The sequence below is a fragment of the Nocardia sp. NPDC059228 genome (assembly GCF_042754245.1).
Taxonomy (GTDB): domain Bacteria; phylum Actinomycetota; class Actinomycetes; order Mycobacteriales; family Mycobacteriaceae; genus Nocardia.
The window spans coordinates 237,038-252,232 of record NZ_JBHZAL010000009.1 but is presented as its reverse complement, the minus strand read 5'-3'; the positions used below and the strand labels follow the sequence as shown (position 1 = coordinate 252,232).

The window sequence follows — 15,195 nt, the reverse complement described above, 5'->3', positions numbered from 1 at the left end:
CATGAGCCTGAGAGGTGATGCGTAGCCGATTGAGGCGAATTCAGTGATCCTATGCTGCCGAGAAAAGCCTCTAGTGAGTTGGTACACGGCCCGTACCCCAAACCGACACAGGTGGTCAGGTAGAGAATACTAAGGCGATCGAGATAACTGTGGTTAAGGAACTCGGCAAAATGCCCCCGTAACTTCGGGAGAAGGGGGACCCGGTCTGGTGAACACCTTTGCGGTGGGAGCTGTACTGGGTCGCAGAGACCAGTGAGAAGCGACTGTTTACTAAAAACACAGGTCCGTGCGAAGTCGTAAGACGATGTATACGGACTGACGCCTGCCCGGTGCCGGAAGGTTAAGAGGACCGGTTAGCTCTTCGGAGCGAAGCTGAGAATTTAAGCCCCGGTAAACGGCGGTGGTAACTATAACCATCCTAAGGTAGCGAAATTCCTTGTCGGGTAAGTTCCGACCTGCACGAATGGCGTAACGACTTCTCAGCTGTCTCAACCACAGACTCGGCGAAATTGCAGTACGAGTAAAGATGCTCGTTACGCGCGGCAGGACGAAAAGACCCCGGGACCTTCACTATAGCTTGGTATTGGTGTTCGGTACGGTTTGTGTAGGATAGGTGGGAGACTGTGAAACCGGCACGCCAGTGTTGGTGGAGTCATCGTTGAAATACCACTCTGATCGTATTGGACCTCTAACCTCGGACCCTGATCGGGTTCAGGGACAGTGCCTGGTGGGTAGTTTAACTGGGGCGGTTGCCTCCCAAAATGTAACGGAGGCGCCCAAAGGTTCCCTCAGCCTGGTTGGCAATCAGGTGTCGAGTGCAAGTGCACAAGGGAGCTTGACTGTGAGACCGACAGGTCGAGCAGGGACGAAAGTCGGGACTAGTGATCCGGCACCGGCAAGTGGAAGCGGTGTCGCTCAACGGATAAAAGGTACCCCGGGGATAACAGGCTGATCTTCCCCAAGAGTCCATATCGACGGGATGGTTTGGCACCTCGATGTCGGCTCGTCGCATCCTGGGGCTGGAGTAGGTCCCAAGGGTTGGGCTGTTCGCCCATTAAAGCGGCACGCGAGCTGGGTTTAGAACGTCGTGAGACAGTTCGGTCTCTATCCGCCGCGCGCGTTAGAAACTTGAGGAAGGCTGTCCCTAGTACGAGAGGACCGGGACGGACGAACCTCTGGTGTGCCAGTTGTTCCGCCAGGAGCACGGCTGGTTGGCCACGTTCGGAAGGGATAACCGCTGAAAGCATCTAAGCGGGAAGCCTGTTCCAAGATGAGGTTTCTCACCCCCTCGAGGGGGTAAGGCCCCCAACAGACCATTGGGTTGATAGGCCAGAACTGGAAGTCTGGTAACAGATGTAGGTGACTGGTACTAATAGGCCGAGGACTTACCAACAAAGAAGCTACGCGTCCACTGTGCAGTATCTGAAACAACACACAGATCACCGAGACTCACGGCCCCGCTCGGGGTTTGGCTCTCTGTGTGACAGTTTCATAGAGTTACGGCGGCTATAGCGGTGGGGAAACGCCCGGTCCCATTCCGAACCCGGAAGCTAAGGCCACCTGCGCCGATGGTACTGCACTCGACAGGGTGTGGGAGAGTAGGACACCGCCGGAACATCCTTCGCGAAGGCCCCCAGCTCATGCTGGGGGCCTTCTGCGTATCCAGGGGTACTTGCGCGTATCCCGGGTACATATGGATAGGGTATGGATACACAGCAGGCTCCCAGCGAACAATCAGTTCAAATGGGGCCGGGAAGACAATGATCGACAGCATGATTCACCAGCTCGCGCCCCAACGGCCGGCCGACCAGGCCCGCCGGTTCCGGTGGGCTGCTCTGTGGCTGCCCGCCACCTACAGCTATGTGGGTCTGCTGCTGGTGGGCGCCGTGGCCCTGACCATGGTCAGCGCGCCGCGGGAGTCGCGAATCGTGTTGCATGCCAGCACGAACTTGAACAACCTGACCAAGGGCCGCCTCGGCACGCTGTTCTCGAGCGCCTTCCTGGTGGGTGAGGGCGCGGCGACGGTGTTCCTGATCGTGCCGATGCTGGCCTGCCTGCTCGCTCTGGCGGAGCGGCGCTTCGGGACCGTGAAGCTGGTGCACACCTTCTTCGTCGGCCATGTGGGCGCGACCGTGCTGGTGGCGGTGGGCCTGTGGGTGGCGGTGCAGTCGCAGCTGGTGCCGGGCAGTATCGCGATGGCCGAGGATGTCGGCGTCAGCTATGGCTCGATGGCCGTGGTGGGTGCGCTGGTGGCGGTGCTGCCGCCGCATCGCCGGTGGGTGTGGGCGAGTACCTGGCTGGCGTTCGCGCTGGGCGGGGTGGTGCTCTGGCACACCTTCACCAATGTGGGTCACTTCCTGGCGCTGTGCCTGGGTCTGGGCATCGGGCGGTTGACGATCCGCCGGCAGGGCGGGGCGGTGCGGCCCTTGAACGTACCGGAATATCTTTTGCTGGCGTGCGGTTCCGTTTTTGCCTGCCTGATGCTGCTGGGCTGATGCCCGGTCACTAGACTCGACCGGTGCGCCTTGTGATTGCTCGTTGCCAGGTCGATTACGTTGGCCGTCTGACCGCCCATCTGCCCATGGCCCGTCGTCTGCTCATGATGAAGGCCGATGGTTCGGTGCTGGTCCATTCCGATGGCGGCTCCTACAAGCCTCTCAACTGGATGAGTCCGCCGTGCTGGCTGGAGGAACGGGAAACCGATTCCGAGACTACCCAACTGTGGGTGGTGTCCAACAAGGCCGGCGAGGAACTGCGCATCACCGTCGAGGACATCGAGCTGGATTCCAAGCACGAGCTGGGTGTCGATCCCGGGCTGGTGAAGGACGGCGTCGAGGCGCACCTGCAGGAGTTGCTCGCCGAGCACATCGAAACCCTCGGTCCCGGCTACACCCTGATCCGCCGCGAGTACATGACCGCCATCGGCCCGGTCGACATCCTGTGCCGTGACGCCGACGGCGCGACGGTGGCGGTGGAGATCAAGCGCCGCGGTGAGATCGACGGCGTCGAACAGCTCACCCGCTACCTCGAACTCCTCAATCGCGACCCGCTGCTGGCTCCCGTCGCGGGCGTCTTCGCCGCCCAGCAGATCAAGCCGCAGGCCAAGACTCTTGCCGCCGACCGCGGCATCCGCTGCCTCACACTGGATTACGATGCCCTGCGCGGCACCGACTCCAGCGAGTTCCGGCTGTTCTAACCTCGACACCATGCCCCGCCGGAAACCCCGCCCCAAGGACTCGGCGCGATCCCACTCGGACCCGCGCCCCCTGGGCGACGTCTTCGGTCGCACCGAGCACGGTCCCGGGACCGACGAGACCTTCGTCGTCCGCACGGTCCCCGGCACCCGCGCCACCAAGCCCTACCGGTGCCCCGGCTGCGACCACGTCATCCCACCGGGCACACCGCACATCGTCGCCTGGGCAGTCCACGGCGGCGAAGACGATCGCCGCCACTGGCACACCGGCTGCTGGAACGGCCGCAACACCCGCACCATCACCCGCCGCTGGTCTTGAGCCCCGGCAAGTGGGGGGTCTCGTATCGGCGGCTGGAGCGCGACCTTTCTGCTCTGCGCCCTCCTGATTCCGTACTGCGCCAACAGTTTCGGGCGCGGGTGAGGGTGGCTCGCCGAGACACATAAGGAAGGCCGCTTCCCCCGGAGGTGAAGCGGCCTTCGAACGGATGCGGGTTGTCGCCCGGTCGGTGAATTAGCTGGAGACGTCAGCGTTCTCGCGCTCGTCGACGATCTCGTCCTCTTCGCGAGCGTCGGCGATGGCCTTGCGGCCGCCCTTCTGGATGGAGCGCTGTTCCGGTGCGCCGTCGAGCAGTTCGCTCTCGCGGTTGACGGCGGCGAGCATGGCCGGGACCGAGTCGAGCTGGCCGCGGATGCCGAGCAGCTGGGCCAGGACGCGGCCGCGCAGCACACGCATCTCCTCGGCAAGTTCCTTGGCGTGCGCGATCTTTCGATCCGCGGTGTTGGTCGCCGAGGTGATGAGGCGGTTGGCCTCGTCGGTGGCGTCCTTGATGCGCTGGGCGGCCTCGGCGCGCGAGGTGGCCTCCAGCTCCTCCATGGCGCGGGTCAGCTTGGTGCGCCGCTCCGCCATGGTGACCTCGAAGTCCTGCTGCGTGGCCTTGCGCTTGGCCTCGGACTCCTTGGTGAGGCGGTCGGCCTCGGCATTGGCGGCTTCGACGATCTTGGCGGACTCGGAGCGGGCGTTCGCGAGAGTCTGCTCGAACTCGATTTCGAGCGCTTCGCGCTTCTCCTTGGTCTCGGAGAGGAGCGATTCGTACTTCCCACGCATTTCGGTGGCCTGCTGCTCGGCAATCGAGATCATCTCGGCGGCCTCGGCCTGCGCCTGGGCGCGGACCTCGGAGGCCTCATCCGAGGCCAGACGCAGCATGCGGGAGATGCGATCGGACATGCCTTCGGCGGTGGTCGGCGGCACCGAGAGCCGGTCGACCTCCTTACGGAGCTCGTCGATCTCGTCCCGGGCATCCTCGAGCTGGGCCGCCAGGTTGCGGGCCTGGGCTGCGGCGGCATCGCGGTCGGTGGCGGTGACCCTCAGCTCGGCATCGAAACGGTCGAAGTAGTTACGCACCTCGTCACGGTCATAGCCCTTCCGCACAACGGTAAAGGGCAGCGCGACGAAGCGATTACGATCGGGCTCAGTGGACGACATGACCCACAAACTACAGCCTGGCGACACCCGATGGTGACCCGACCGCGAATGTTGTTACGCCCTCTTTAGGAGGGCGGAACACGGTACTAGTGGGTAGTTTTCGCGGCCGGTTCGACGAGTTCCACCAGCACACCGCCAGCATCCTTGGGGTGGATGAAATTGATGCGGGAACCAGCGGTGCCGCCGCGCGGCTCTGCGTACAGCAAACGCAGGCCTCGTTCCCGCAGTTGCGCGGAAACAGCCTCGACATCGGTGACACGATACGCGAGCTGCTGCAGGCCAGGCCCGTTTCGGTCGATGAATTTCGCGATCGTCGACTCCTCGTTGAGCGGAGCCAGCAACTGCAGAGCGACCGAGCCGGCCGGAGTGCCGGGCACGGACAGCATGGCCTCGTGCACGCCCTGCGCCTCGTTGATCTCGCGATGCGTCTCCACCATGCCGAGATTGTCCCGGTACCAGGCCACCGCCGAATCGAGATCTGGCACAGCGATTCCGACGTGGTCTACGGCGGTGACGTATTCCGACGGGATGAATCCGGTGTTCTCTGTGTTGCTCACATCAGTGACGGTAGCGCGCCCCTCGGAAGGATGCCGGAGCGCCGCACGTTACCTTTGAGTACGGCTCCGATGGTTGGCGGAGCAGTCACCAAACGACGTAAGCGAGGCTCATCGTGACCACCACCTCCGTCATCGTCTCCGGCGCGCGCACCCCGGTGGGCCGGCTGCTCGGATCGCTGAAGGGCTTCAGCGGCTCCGACCTGGGCGGGTTCGCCATCAAGGCGGCACTGGAGAAGGGTGGGGTGGCGCCCGAGCAGGTCGACTACGTGATCATGGGCCAGGTGCTCACCGCGGGCGCGGGCCAGATCCCGGCCCGGCAGGCCGCGGTCGCCGCGGGTATTCCGATGGATGTCCCGGCGCTCACCGTCAACAAGGTGTGTCTGTCCGGTATCAATGCAATTGCGCTGGCGGACCAGCTGATTCGGGCCGGCGAGTACGAGATCGTGGTGGCCGGAGGCCAAGAGTCCATGACCAACGCCCCGCACCTGCTGGAGAAGAGCCGCGAAGGCTACAAGTACGGCGACGTCAACCTGCGCGACAGCATGGCCTACGACGGCCTGCACGACATCTTCACCGATCAGGCCATGGGCGCGCTCACCGAGCAGCGCAATGACGCCGACGCCATCAGCCGCGAGGAGCAGGACGCCTTCGCCGCCGCCTCGCACCAGAAGGCCGCCGCCGCCTGGAAGAACGGCCTCTTCGCCGACGAGGTCACCCCGGTCTCGATCCCGCAGCGCAAGGGCGACCCGATCCAGTTCGCCGAGGACGAGGGCATCCGCGCCGACACGACGGCCGAGTCGCTGGGCAAGCTGCGTCCGGCCTTCCGCAAGGACGGCACCATCACCGCCGGTTCCGCCTCGCAGATCTCCGACGGCGCGGCCGCGGTGGTCGTCATGTCCAAGGCCAAGGCCGAGGAGCTGGGTCTGAGCTGGATCGCCGAGATCGGCGCGGCCGGCGTCGTGGCCGGCCCCGACTCCACCCTGCAGGAGCAGCCCGCCAACGCCATCGCCAAAGCCTGTGCCAAGGAAGGCATTTCGCCCGCCGAGCTGGATCTGGTCGAGATCAACGAGGCGTTCGCGGCGGTCGGCATCGCCTCCACCCGCAAGCTCGGCATCGACCCGGAGAAGGTCAATGTCAATGGCGGCGCCATCTCCATCGGCCACCCGCTCGGCATGTCCGGCGCCCGCATCGTCCTGCACCTGGCGCTCGAGCTGCAGCGCCGCGGCGGTGGTGTCGGCGCGGCCGCGCTCTGCGGTGGCGGCGGCCAGGGCGACGCCCTCATCGTCCGCGTGCGATAGGGACAACCGCTCATGAGGAACAGCCCCGGCTCGTGAGCCGGGGCTGTTCCGGTTCTCATACCAGGAATCCAGCGCGCCCGTCCCAGATGTGACCAGGTCCACTACAGGGCGTCGTAGGCATCGGGCAGAATGGTTGCCATGGGTGATCTGTTCGACCTGTCCACGGTCGCTAAGCGCGTGCGTTTCTTCGGCCTGCTCGAGGTGCCCTCGTGGGTGCTGCTGTTCATCGGCTCGGCCCTGAAGCGCGCGGATGCGCTGGGGATCGCCGATCAGCCGATCAAGTGGCCGGTGATGGTGTTCGGCATGCTGCACGGCATCGTGTTCCTGGCCTACGCCATCAACTGCCTGCTGGCCTCGCGCGAGTTCGAATGGCCGGGCAAGACCACGGGTCTGGCGCTGCTGTCCTCGGTGGTCCCGTTCACGTCCGTGTTCTTCGAGCGGTGGGCGATCAACTCCGGTCAGCTGGGTGAACTGAGCCAAGCCGCGGCACCCGCCGCCGCACGGTCGTGACAAACTGGATGTCGTGACTCGACCTGCACGCCGTCCCTCCGCCGCCGCAGCCGCCGCCATGTCGGGCGCGGTGGACCTGTCCGCTCTCAAGCAGCCGGCCGCCGCCGCGGGAGATGTCCCGGGTGACCACGCCGTCACCGAGGCCAATTTCGAGGATCGAGTGCTACGGCGCTCCACCCAGGTGCCGGTGGTGGTGGCGCTGTACTCGCAGCGCAGCCCCGGGAGCATCGAGCTGGTGAAGCTGCTGGAGCAGCTGGTCGGCCAGAGCGGTGGCGACTGGGATCTGGCCACCGTGGAGGCGGAGGCCAATATGCGCATCGCGCAGGCCTTCGGCGTGCAGGGCATTCCGACCGTGGTCGCCGTGGCCGCGGGCCAGCCGCTCGCCGACTTCACCGGCAACCAGCCGGAGGAGCAGGTGACCCAGTGGATCGCCGCCGTGGTGGACGCCGTGCGCGGCAAGCTCCCCGGCGTCGGCGCGGAGGCCGCCGGGGCCGAGCCCGAGGCTCCCGAGGATCCCCGCTTCGTCGCCGCCGAAGAGGCCTTGGAGCGCGGCGAATTCGACAATGCGATCGCCGCGTACGAGGCCATCCTGGCCGCCGAGCCGAACAACGCCGAGGCCAAGGCCGCCCTGCGTCAGGTCCAATTCCTTTCCCGCGTACAGGATCTCGACCCCGCCGCCGTCGCCAAGTCCGACGCCGACCCGGCCGATCTGGACGCCGCCATCGCCGCGGCCGACCTGGAGATGTTCAACCAGCAGCCGGAGGCCGCCTTCGATCGCCTCGTCGCCCAGGTCAAGCGCACCGCCGGCGACGACCGCACCAAGGCCCGCACCCACCTGCTCGAACTCTTCGAACTCTTCGACCCCGCCGAGCCCATCGTGGTCGCCGCCCGCCGCAAGCTTGCTGCCGCACTGTACTGACGACTGGAGATCAGGGAGCTCTCACCGCGGGGATTCGGACGAAATCCCGCAGCGAGGGCTCCCTGATCCTGTTCAGACGGTGGGGAGGCCGGCGAGGGCGGCGTCGATACGGGGCTGGGGGAGTTCGAAGTCGGGAATTTCGCCTGCGAGATAGCGCTCGTAGGCGGTCATGTCGAAGTGGCCGTGGCCGCACAGGGCGGTGAGCAGAACCTTCTCTTCACCGGATTCGGTGCAGCGCCTCGCCTCTTCGATGACGGCCGCCAGCGCGTGAGAGGGCTCGGGGGCCGGAAGGATACCCTCGGCCTTCGCGAAGGTGACGGCCGCGGCGAAGCATTCGCGCTGCTGCTTCGCCGCCGCCTCGAACAATCCCAGCTCGTACATGTGCGACAGCAGCGGCGACATGCCGTGATACCGCAGCCCGCCCGCATGCACCGGATCGGGGATGAAGTCGTGGCCCAGGGTGTGCATCTTCATCAGTGGGGTGAAGCCGGCGGTGTCGGCGAAGTCGTAGGCGTAGATGCCGCGCGTGAACGACGGGCACGCGGCGGGCTCGACGGCCCGGATCACCGGATCGGCTCGGCCCGCGAGCTTTTCGCGCAGGAAGGGCAGGAACAGTCCCGCGAAGTTGGAGCCGCCGCCGGTGCAGCCGATGATCAGATCGGGCAGGCGTTCACCCGCCGCGGCGAACTGTTTCAGCGCCTCCTCCCCGATGACGGTCTGGTGCAGCAGTACATGATTGAGCACGCTGCCCAGCGCGTAGCGGGTTGCCGGGTCGGCCGTGGCCACCTCCACCGCCTCGCTGATGGCGATGCCCAGGCTGCCGGGTGAATCCGGGTGGTCGGCAAGGATTTTCGCGCCCGCGGCGGTGATCGGCGAGGGGCTGGCGTGCACGGTCGCGCCCCAGGTCTGCATGAGCGTGCGCCGGTGCGGTTTCTGGTCGTAGGAGGCGCGCACCATCCACACCTCGCAGTCGATGCCGTATTGCGCGCAGGCGAAGGCGAGCGCGCTGCCCCACTGGCCCGCGCCGGTCTCGGTGGTCAGTCGCCGGGTGCCCGCGGCGGCGTTGTAGAACGCCTGCGGCACAGCGGTATTCGGCTTGTGTGAGCCGGCGGGGGAGACGCCCTCGTATTTGTAATAAATTCGGGCCGGAGTGCCGAGCGCCTTCTCCAGCCGTCGCGCCCGGAACAGTGGCGTCGGCCGCCAGAGGCGGTAGACATCGATGACCTCGTCCGGGATGTCGAGGTAGCGGTCACCGCTCACCTCCTGCCGGATGAGCTCCATCGGGAACAGCGGGGCCAGATCCTCGGGCCCGACCGGCTGTCCGGTGCCGGGATGCAGTGGGGGCGGCGGTGGTGCGGGCAGGTCCGGGATGACGTTGTACCAACGCCTCGGGATCTCGGATTCGTCCAGCGTGATCTTGGTGCGCTCGTCCACGGGACCCTCCCGGCTCGAAACGGCTGTCTGTCCAGACTGCTCTCGCAGTGGACCAGTTGGTGTGGAATTCGCCGGATTGTCTCTGTCGCGGGCGCACGGAAATTAGTAAGCTGATGCGTATGATAAGCACGTACGAAGAATTGCTGGCCTCGGGAACCGAACTGCTCGCGCTGGACGCCCGCGCGGTGCGCACCAGCATCGAGGTGGTGGCGGGACTCACCCCCGCCGATCTGGACGCACCCACGCCCTGCGCAGGCTGGACGCTGCGAGACCTGCTGGAGCACATGATCGTTCAGCATTACGGCTTCGCGGCCGCCGCCCGCGGCGAGAGCGATCTCGCGCTGTGGAAGCCGCAGCCGCTCGGCGACGATCCGATCGGTGAGTACCGGGAGGCGGCCGAGCACGTGCTGGCCACCTTCGCCCGGCCGGGCGTCCTGGAACGGCAGTTCCCACTGCCGGAGGTCCGCGACGGCATCGTGATTCCCGCGCCGCTGGCCATCAGCTTTCACTTCATCGACTACATCGTGCACGCCTGGGATGTGGCGCGGGCGCTCGGACAGACCGTGGAATTCGACGCGGACCTGCTGAGCGCGGGGCTGCCGGTGGCCGAGGCGGTGCCGCGCGGTCCGGAGCGGGAACGGCCGGGCTCGTCGTTCGCGCCCGAGGTCGCCGTGCCGGAGGCGTCCGGGCTGGATCGGATCCTGGCTGTGCTGGGCCGCGCGCCCGGCTGGCCGGAGTGATCGGGCGTGCGCTCCCGTAGATGGTTCCTCGCTCCCGTCCGGTAGGAACCGGTCGTCCTACTCGGTGCCGGCCGGTGGCGTCTTCGACAACCAGACGGCGCTGTTCGGCGCCAGGGTCAGGGCGGCCGACACCGGGCGGCCGTGCCAGGGCGCGGGCTCGGCGGCGATCACGTCGGCATTGCCCGTGCCACTGCCGCCATAGGCGATGGCATCGGTGTTCAGCACCTCGTACCACGAATCCGGTTCGGGCCCGGGCAATCCGATGCGATAGCCGTCGAGCTGACGGCCCGAGAAGTTGTAGACGCAGGCGAGAATGGATCCGTCGGTGCCGTAGCGCAGGAACGACAGCACATTGTTGTCGCGGTCGTCGGCGTCGATCCAGGAGTAGCCGCCCGGCGACGTATCCTGGCTCCACAGTGCGGGATTGGCGGCATACCGCCGGTTGAGGTCCCCGACCAGCCGCTGAATGCCCTGGTGCAGAGGGTTTTCCAGCTCGTGCCAATCCAGTCCGCGATCGTGGTCCCACTCCCGGAACTGACCGAATTCCTGGCCCATGAACAACAGCTGTTTGCCCGGATGCGCCCACATGTAGGCCAGCAACGCGCGGACCCCGCTCGCCCTGGTGAAATCGTCGCCGGGCATGCGGGTCCACAGCGTCCCCTTGCCGTAGACCACCTCGTCGTGGCTGATGGGCAGCACGTAGTTCTCGCTCCAGGCATAGGTCAGCGAGAAGGTGACCTCGTTGTGGTGCCAGGTCCGGTACACCGGATCGTGGGCGAGATACCCGAGCGTGTCGTGCATCCACCCCATATTCCATTTCATGGTGAAGCCCAGGCCGCCGACCTCGGTGGCGCGGGTGACACCCGGCCAGGTGGTGGACTCCTCGGCCACCGTCAGCACGCCCGGATGGTGCTTGTGCACGGTCGCGTTCATTTCCTGCAGGAAGGCGACGGCCTCCAGATTCTCGCGGCCGCCGTGGATGTTCGGCTCCCAGTCCGGGCGGGAGTAGTCCAGGTAGAGCATCGAGGCCACGGCGTCCACGCGCAGGCCGTCGATATGGAACTCCTCGATCCAGTACAGCGCATTGGCGACGAGGAAGTTGCGGACCTCGTGGCGCCCGAAGTTGAAAACGTAGGTGCCCCAGTCGAGTTGCTCGCCGCGGCGCGGATCGGCGTGCTCGTAGAGGGCGGTGCCGTCGAATCGGGCCAGCGCCCACTCGTCCCGCGGGAAGTGCGCGGGCACCCAGTCGAGGATGACGCCGATTCCGCTGCGGTGCAGGTGATCCACCAGGAACCGGAAGTCGTCGGGGGAGCCGAAGCGGGCGGTCGGCGCGTAATAGGAGGTGACCTGGTAACCCCAGGAGCCGCCGAAGGGATGCTCGGCCACCGGCAGCAGCTCGACATGTGTGAATCCCTGGGCGAGCACGTATTCCGCCAGCTGCTCGGCGATCTCGCGATATCCGAGCCCCGGCCGCCACGAACCCAGATGCACCTCGTAGACGCTGACCGGCGCGCGCAGCGGATCGGTGCGGGCCCGCGCCCGCAGCCATTCGGCGTCACCCCAGGCGAATTCGCTCGCGGTGACGACCGACGCGGTCGCGGGCGGGACCTCGGTGGCGTAGGCCATCGGATCGGCGTGGTCGACGGTGCGTCCGTCCGCCCCGTGCACGCGGTACTTGTACAGCGCCCCGGCCTCGATGCCGGGCAGGAACAGCTCCCACACCCCGGAATCGCCGAGTTTCCGCATGGGGGCGGTGTTTCCGCTCCATCCGTCGAAATCCCCGATTACCGCCACGCCCCGCGCGTTGGGGGCCCACACCGCGAAGGCCGTGCCGGATACCTCGCCGTCGAGGGTGGGGTAGCGCTTCGGGTGCGCGCCCAGCACCTCCCAGAGCCGCTCGTGCCGGCCCTCGCCGAGCAGGTGCAGATCGACGTCGCCGAGGGTGGGCAGGAAGCGGTACCCGTCCGCGTCCACCACCGTGCGCCCGCCCGGGTAGGAGCTGACGATGCGGTAGTCCCACAGCTCCGGGAACGGCAGCACCGCCTCGAACACCCCGTGATCACTGTGCGCCAGTGGATGATCCACGCCGCCGATCCGGGCCGCCACCGAAACAGCGTGTGGCCGCAGCACGCGGATGACGGTCCCGCCGGCATGCGGGTGTGCGCCCAGCACGGTATGCGGGTCGGGGTGGGTTCCGGCCGCCAGCAGCATGAGATCGCGCCGATTCACATCCCGCCCCCGTGCGGGGCCGGGCGCGGGGTTCTTCGCTCGGTCGCCGCCGTGCCGCCGGCCGCGCCTATCATCGGAACGACCGGCGGAAGGCCAGTTCGGGGCGCGCGGCGGCCGGCACCGGCGGCAGTACGAGAATGTGGGCCGCCACCCGGGCCGGGTCCAGGCGCACGTAATTGCTCTGGCCCCAGTGGTATTCCTCGCCGGTGACCTCGTCGTACACCGTCGGCCGGTCGTGCCATTCGCGGCCGATGGCGGGCAGGTCGAGCGAGACCATGCCCTGCTCGGCGCCGAACGGGTTCAGGTTCACCACCACGAGCACCGCGTCGCCGGTGGTGGGGTCGAGCTTCGAGAACGCCAGCAGCGCATCGTTGTCCACGTAATGGAAGTGGATGCAGCGCACCTGCTGCAGCGCGGGATGCGCGCGCCGGATCTCGTTGAGCCGGGTCAGCCACGGCTCCAGGGATTCCCCGCGCGCGGCCGCCTCGGCGAAACGGCGTGGCCGCAGCTGGTATTTCTCGGAGTCCAGGTACTCCTCGCTGCCCTGCTGCACCGACTGGTGTTCGTACAGCTCGAAGCCCGAGTACACGCCCCAGGTAGCCCCGAGCGTCGCGGCCAGCACCGCGCGGATCGCGAACATGCCGGGCCCGCCGTACTGCAGGCTCTCGTGCAGGATGTCGGGGGTGTTCACGAACAGATTGGCCCGGGCCTCATCGGCCTTGGCGGCCAATTCCCGGCCGAATTCCTCGAGGTCGTGTTTGTGGGTGCGCCAGGTGAAATACGTGTAGGACTGGCTGAATCCGCGCCGCGCCAGACCGTACATACGCGCGGGACGGGTGAATGCCTCCGACAGGAAGATGATCTCCGGGTTCTTCCGGTGCACTTCAGCGATCAGCCATTCCCAGAAATCCGCCGGTTTGGTGTGCGGATTGTCGACCCGGAACACGGTGACGCCCAGGCCGATCCAATGCCGCACCACCCGCAGCACCTCGGCGTAGAGCCCGTCGGGCTCGTCGTCGAAATTGAGCGGATAGATGTCCTGATACTTCTTCGGCGGATTCTCCGCGTACGCGATGGTGCCGTCCGGCAGCGTGGTGAACCACTCCGGATGCGCCGCCACCCACGGATGGTCGGGCGCGCACTGCAGCGCCAGGTCCAGCGCCACCTCCATCCCCAATTCCTGTGCGGCCGCGACGAAGTCGAGGAAGTCCGCCTCGGTGCCCAGCAGCGGGTGGATGGCGTCGTGCCCGCCCTCCGCCGAGCCGATGGCCCACGGCGAGCCGACATCCGCGGGTCCCGCGGTCAGGGAGTTGTTGGGCCCCTTGCGATTCACCGTGCCGATGGGGTGGATCGGCGGCAGGTACACCACGTCGAAGCCCATGGCGGCAATACGGGGCAGATCCTTGGCGGCGGTGGCGAAGGTGCCGTGCACGGGCCGGCCCTCGGCGTCCCAGCCGCCGGTCGACCGCGGGAAGAACTCGTACCACGCTCCAACCAGCGCCCGCTGCCGCTCCACCTGCACGGTGTGCAGTGGTCCGTGAGTCACGAACTCCCGCAACGGTGTTGCCCGCAGGATCTCGCCGACCTCGGCGCCGAAGGCGGCGGCGACCCGGGCGGGCAGCTGCGCGTCGCTGCGCAGCGCGGCGGCCGCGGCACGCAGGATCTCCCACTGCCGCTTCGGGACCGCGAGCGCGGCCCGCTCCAGCAGCCGGGCTCCGGTCTCCAGATCATTGGCCAGATCGACGGCGCTCTGCCCGACGGCGAGCTTGGCCTCGACCCCGGACCGCCAGGTGGCGAGGGGATCGCTCCAGCCCTCGATCCGAAAGGTCCAGCGCCCCGTCATGGTCGGGGTGAACACCGCGTTGAACACGTCCGGCTCGTACTCCGGGCTCATGCGAATGCGGTGCGTGCGTGTAGAACCCGGGGCCTGCACCGCCAGCGTGGCGGCGACCGCCTCGTGGCCTTCGCGCCAGACCACCGCTCGCACCGGGACGACCTCGCCGACCACGGCCTTGGTCGGCCGGCCGCCGGGAATCACGGGGGCGGTGTCATCGATGGCGATGCGGCCGGTCACGCCCTCGAACTTACCGGAGTGGCTACTGCTGGCCCGGCTTGAGGAGCACGAACAGGCCGTGGGCCTCGGCACACAGCCGGTCGCCGTCGTGCAGGGTGGCGCGCACGAATACCTTGCGGCCCTCCTGCCGCTCCACCCAGCCGCGCAGCACCAGCTCGGTGTTCAGCGGCGTGATGGACCGGTAGTCGACGTGCAGGAAGGCGGTGCGGGTGGCCTGCCTGGTGTACAGCGCCGCCGTCATGCCGAGCAGGTCGTCGAAGCCGAGGGCGATGTGGCCGCCGTGGGCCGCACTGTTGCCGCCCAGGTGGAAGGTGCGGAAGGTGATGCGGGCCCGCACCCCGTCCTGGTCCGCCGCGTCGACCTCGAACGGCGGCAGCGTGATGTTGCCGCGCGCGGGCAGGTCGTTGCGATGCCACGCCGGCGCGTCCCATTCGTCGACGACCGCCGCGTCGAGCTTGTCGTTGAGCTCCTTCAGGGTGGCGATCACGTCCAGCGCCAGCGCGTCGGCCGGATCGGCCAGCCGCACCCGGTCCATCAGCCCGCGCACCTCGTCGATGAACTCCCCGTAGTGCGCTCCACCCTTGGTGTTGTCGCGGCCCAGTTCTCGGATCGGCCGGAACCCGCCCTCGTGATGCTCCTGGGTGGGCTGTCCCTCGACCGCCTCGATCTGCTGCTCGCTCATGTGAAACACGTTATCGGTTGCCGACGGGATGCTCCGCGCGGGGGATGTTCTGACCAGCGTCAGATGCGCGCAGGGG

13 protein-coding genes and 2 rRNA genes are annotated in these 15,195 nt (G+C 67.1%); 9 read left to right on the top strand and 6 right to left on the bottom strand.

Going from position 1 to position 15,195, the window contains the following annotated elements; all coding sequences use genetic code 11:
- The 5 genes from ACFXKA_RS17450 to ACFXKA_RS17430 form a co-directional block, all read left to right on the top strand.
- Window positions 1–1,393 (top strand): 23S ribosomal RNA (locus ACFXKA_RS17450); the annotation flags it as partial.
- 105 nt (window positions 1,394–1,498) lie between these two features.
- Window positions 1,499–1,615: ribosomal RNA gene (gene rrf, locus ACFXKA_RS17445) — 5S ribosomal RNA — on the top strand.
- Window positions 1,616–1,772: 157 nt separating this feature from the next.
- Window positions 1,773–2,495 (top strand): rhomboid-like protein, encoded by a 723-nt coding sequence (locus ACFXKA_RS17440; protein WP_379427986.1) that lies wholly within the window; start codon window positions 1,773–1,775, stop codon window positions 2,493–2,495.
- A 23-nt stretch (window positions 2,496–2,518) separates the two neighbouring features.
- On the top strand, window positions 2,519–3,196 hold the full coding sequence (nucS, locus tag ACFXKA_RS17435) for an endonuclease NucS (protein WP_354850151.1): 678 nt from the start codon (window positions 2,519–2,521) through the stop codon (window positions 3,194–3,196).
- 10 nt (window positions 3,197–3,206) lie between these two features.
- Complete coding sequence (locus ACFXKA_RS17430; protein WP_354850154.1) at window positions 3,207–3,512, top strand: ATP/GTP-binding protein; 306 nt, start codon at window positions 3,207–3,209, stop codon at window positions 3,510–3,512.
- Between the two features lie 192 nt (window positions 3,513–3,704).
- On the opposite strand, the gene ACFXKA_RS17425 is transcribed toward ACFXKA_RS17430, so the two are convergent.
- Together ACFXKA_RS17425 and mce are read right to left on the bottom strand one after the other, a co-directional pair.
- Complete coding sequence (locus ACFXKA_RS17425) at window positions 3,705–4,676, bottom strand: hypothetical protein (protein ID WP_354850157.1); 972 nt, start codon at window positions 4,674–4,676, stop codon at window positions 3,705–3,707.
- A gap of 86 nt (window positions 4,677–4,762) precedes the next feature.
- A complete protein-coding gene (mce, locus tag ACFXKA_RS17420; protein WP_354850160.1) occupies window positions 4,763–5,233 on the bottom strand; it encodes a methylmalonyl-CoA epimerase in 471 nt (156 codons plus the stop codon).
- Window positions 5,234–5,346: 113 nt separating this feature from the next.
- Here mce and ACFXKA_RS17415 point away from each other — a divergent pair, with 113 nt between their 5' ends.
- The 3 genes from ACFXKA_RS17415 to ACFXKA_RS17405 all read left to right on the top strand — a co-directional run bounded on the left by ACFXKA_RS17415 (window position 5,347) and on the right by ACFXKA_RS17405 (window position 7,960).
- Window positions 5,347–6,531 carry an acetyl-CoA C-acetyltransferase gene (locus ACFXKA_RS17415; protein WP_379427985.1) on the top strand — a complete coding sequence of 395 codons (1,185 nt, stop codon included), beginning with the start codon at window positions 5,347–5,349 and terminating at the stop codon, window positions 6,529–6,531.
- A gap of 138 nt (window positions 6,532–6,669) precedes the next feature.
- Window positions 6,670–7,041, top strand: a complete 372-nt coding sequence (locus ACFXKA_RS17410; RefSeq protein ID WP_354850166.1) for a DUF3817 domain-containing protein — start codon at window positions 6,670–6,672, stop codon at window positions 7,039–7,041.
- Between the two features lie 58 nt (window positions 7,042–7,099).
- A complete protein-coding gene (locus tag ACFXKA_RS17405; protein ID WP_379427995.1) occupies window positions 7,100–7,960 on the top strand; it encodes a tetratricopeptide repeat protein in 861 nt (286 codons plus the stop codon).
- Between the two features lie 72 nt (window positions 7,961–8,032).
- Here the strand turns inward: ACFXKA_RS17405 and ACFXKA_RS17400 are convergent, their stop codons facing one another.
- Entirely contained in the window at window positions 8,033–9,394 is a 1,362-nt protein-coding gene (locus ACFXKA_RS17400; RefSeq protein WP_379427984.1) for a TrpB-like pyridoxal phosphate-dependent enzyme, read from the bottom strand.
- 119 nt (window positions 9,395–9,513) lie between these two features.
- On the opposite strand from ACFXKA_RS17400, the gene ACFXKA_RS17395 reads away from it, so the two are divergent.
- Complete coding sequence (locus ACFXKA_RS17395; RefSeq protein ID WP_379427983.1) at window positions 9,514–10,134, top strand: TIGR03086 family metal-binding protein; 621 nt, start codon at window positions 9,514–9,516, stop codon at window positions 10,132–10,134.
- Window positions 10,135–10,191: 57 nt separating this feature from the next.
- Here ACFXKA_RS17395 and glgB read toward each other — a convergent pair whose 3' ends face one another.
- From glgB to ACFXKA_RS17380, 3 genes are all read right to left on the bottom strand, one after another.
- On the bottom strand, window positions 10,192–12,345 hold the full coding sequence (gene glgB / locus ACFXKA_RS17390) for a 1,4-alpha-glucan branching protein GlgB (protein ID WP_379427994.1): 2,154 nt from the start codon (window positions 12,343–12,345) through the stop codon (window positions 10,192–10,194).
- Window positions 12,346–12,433: 88 nt separating this feature from the next.
- Complete coding sequence (locus tag ACFXKA_RS17385) at window positions 12,434–14,437, bottom strand: alpha-1,4-glucan--maltose-1-phosphate maltosyltransferase (RefSeq protein WP_379427982.1); 2,004 nt, start codon at window positions 14,435–14,437, stop codon at window positions 12,434–12,436.
- Window positions 14,438–14,459: 22 nt separating this feature from the next.
- Window positions 14,460–15,119 carry a PaaI family thioesterase gene (locus tag ACFXKA_RS17380; protein ID WP_354850178.1) on the bottom strand — a complete coding sequence of 220 codons (660 nt, stop codon included), beginning with the start codon at window positions 15,117–15,119 and terminating at the stop codon, window positions 14,460–14,462.
- Between the last annotated feature and the right edge of the window lie 76 nt (window positions 15,120–15,195).

Excerpts from the sequence above, each read along its gene's own strand:
- ACFXKA_RS17440 (WP_379427986.1), top strand. The coding sequence starts at position 1,773 with ATGATTCACCAGCTCGCGCCCCAACGGCCGGCCGACCAGGCCCGCCGG.
- ACFXKA_RS17430 (WP_354850154.1), top strand. The coding sequence starts at position 3,207 with ATGCCCCGCCGGAAACCCCGCCCCAAGGACTCGGCGCGATCCCACTCG.
- ACFXKA_RS17425 (WP_354850157.1), bottom strand. The coding sequence starts at position 4,676 with ATGTCGTCCACTGAGCCCGATCGTAATCGCTTCGTCGCGCTGCCCTTT.
- ACFXKA_RS17410 (WP_354850166.1), top strand. The coding sequence starts at position 6,670 with ATGGGTGATCTGTTCGACCTGTCCACGGTCGCTAAGCGCGTGCGTTTC.
- ACFXKA_RS17405 (WP_379427995.1), top strand. The coding sequence starts at position 7,100 with ATGTCGGGCGCGGTGGACCTGTCCGCTCTCAAGCAGCCGGCCGCCGCC.
- ACFXKA_RS17395 (WP_379427983.1), top strand. The coding sequence starts at position 9,514 with ATGATAAGCACGTACGAAGAATTGCTGGCCTCGGGAACCGAACTGCTC.
- glgB (WP_379427994.1), bottom strand. The coding sequence starts at position 12,345 with ATGCTGCTGGCGGCCGGAACCCACCCCGACCCGCATACCGTGCTGGGC.
- ACFXKA_RS17380 (WP_354850178.1), bottom strand. The coding sequence starts at position 15,119 with ATGAGCGAGCAGCAGATCGAGGCGGTCGAGGGACAGCCCACCCAGGAG.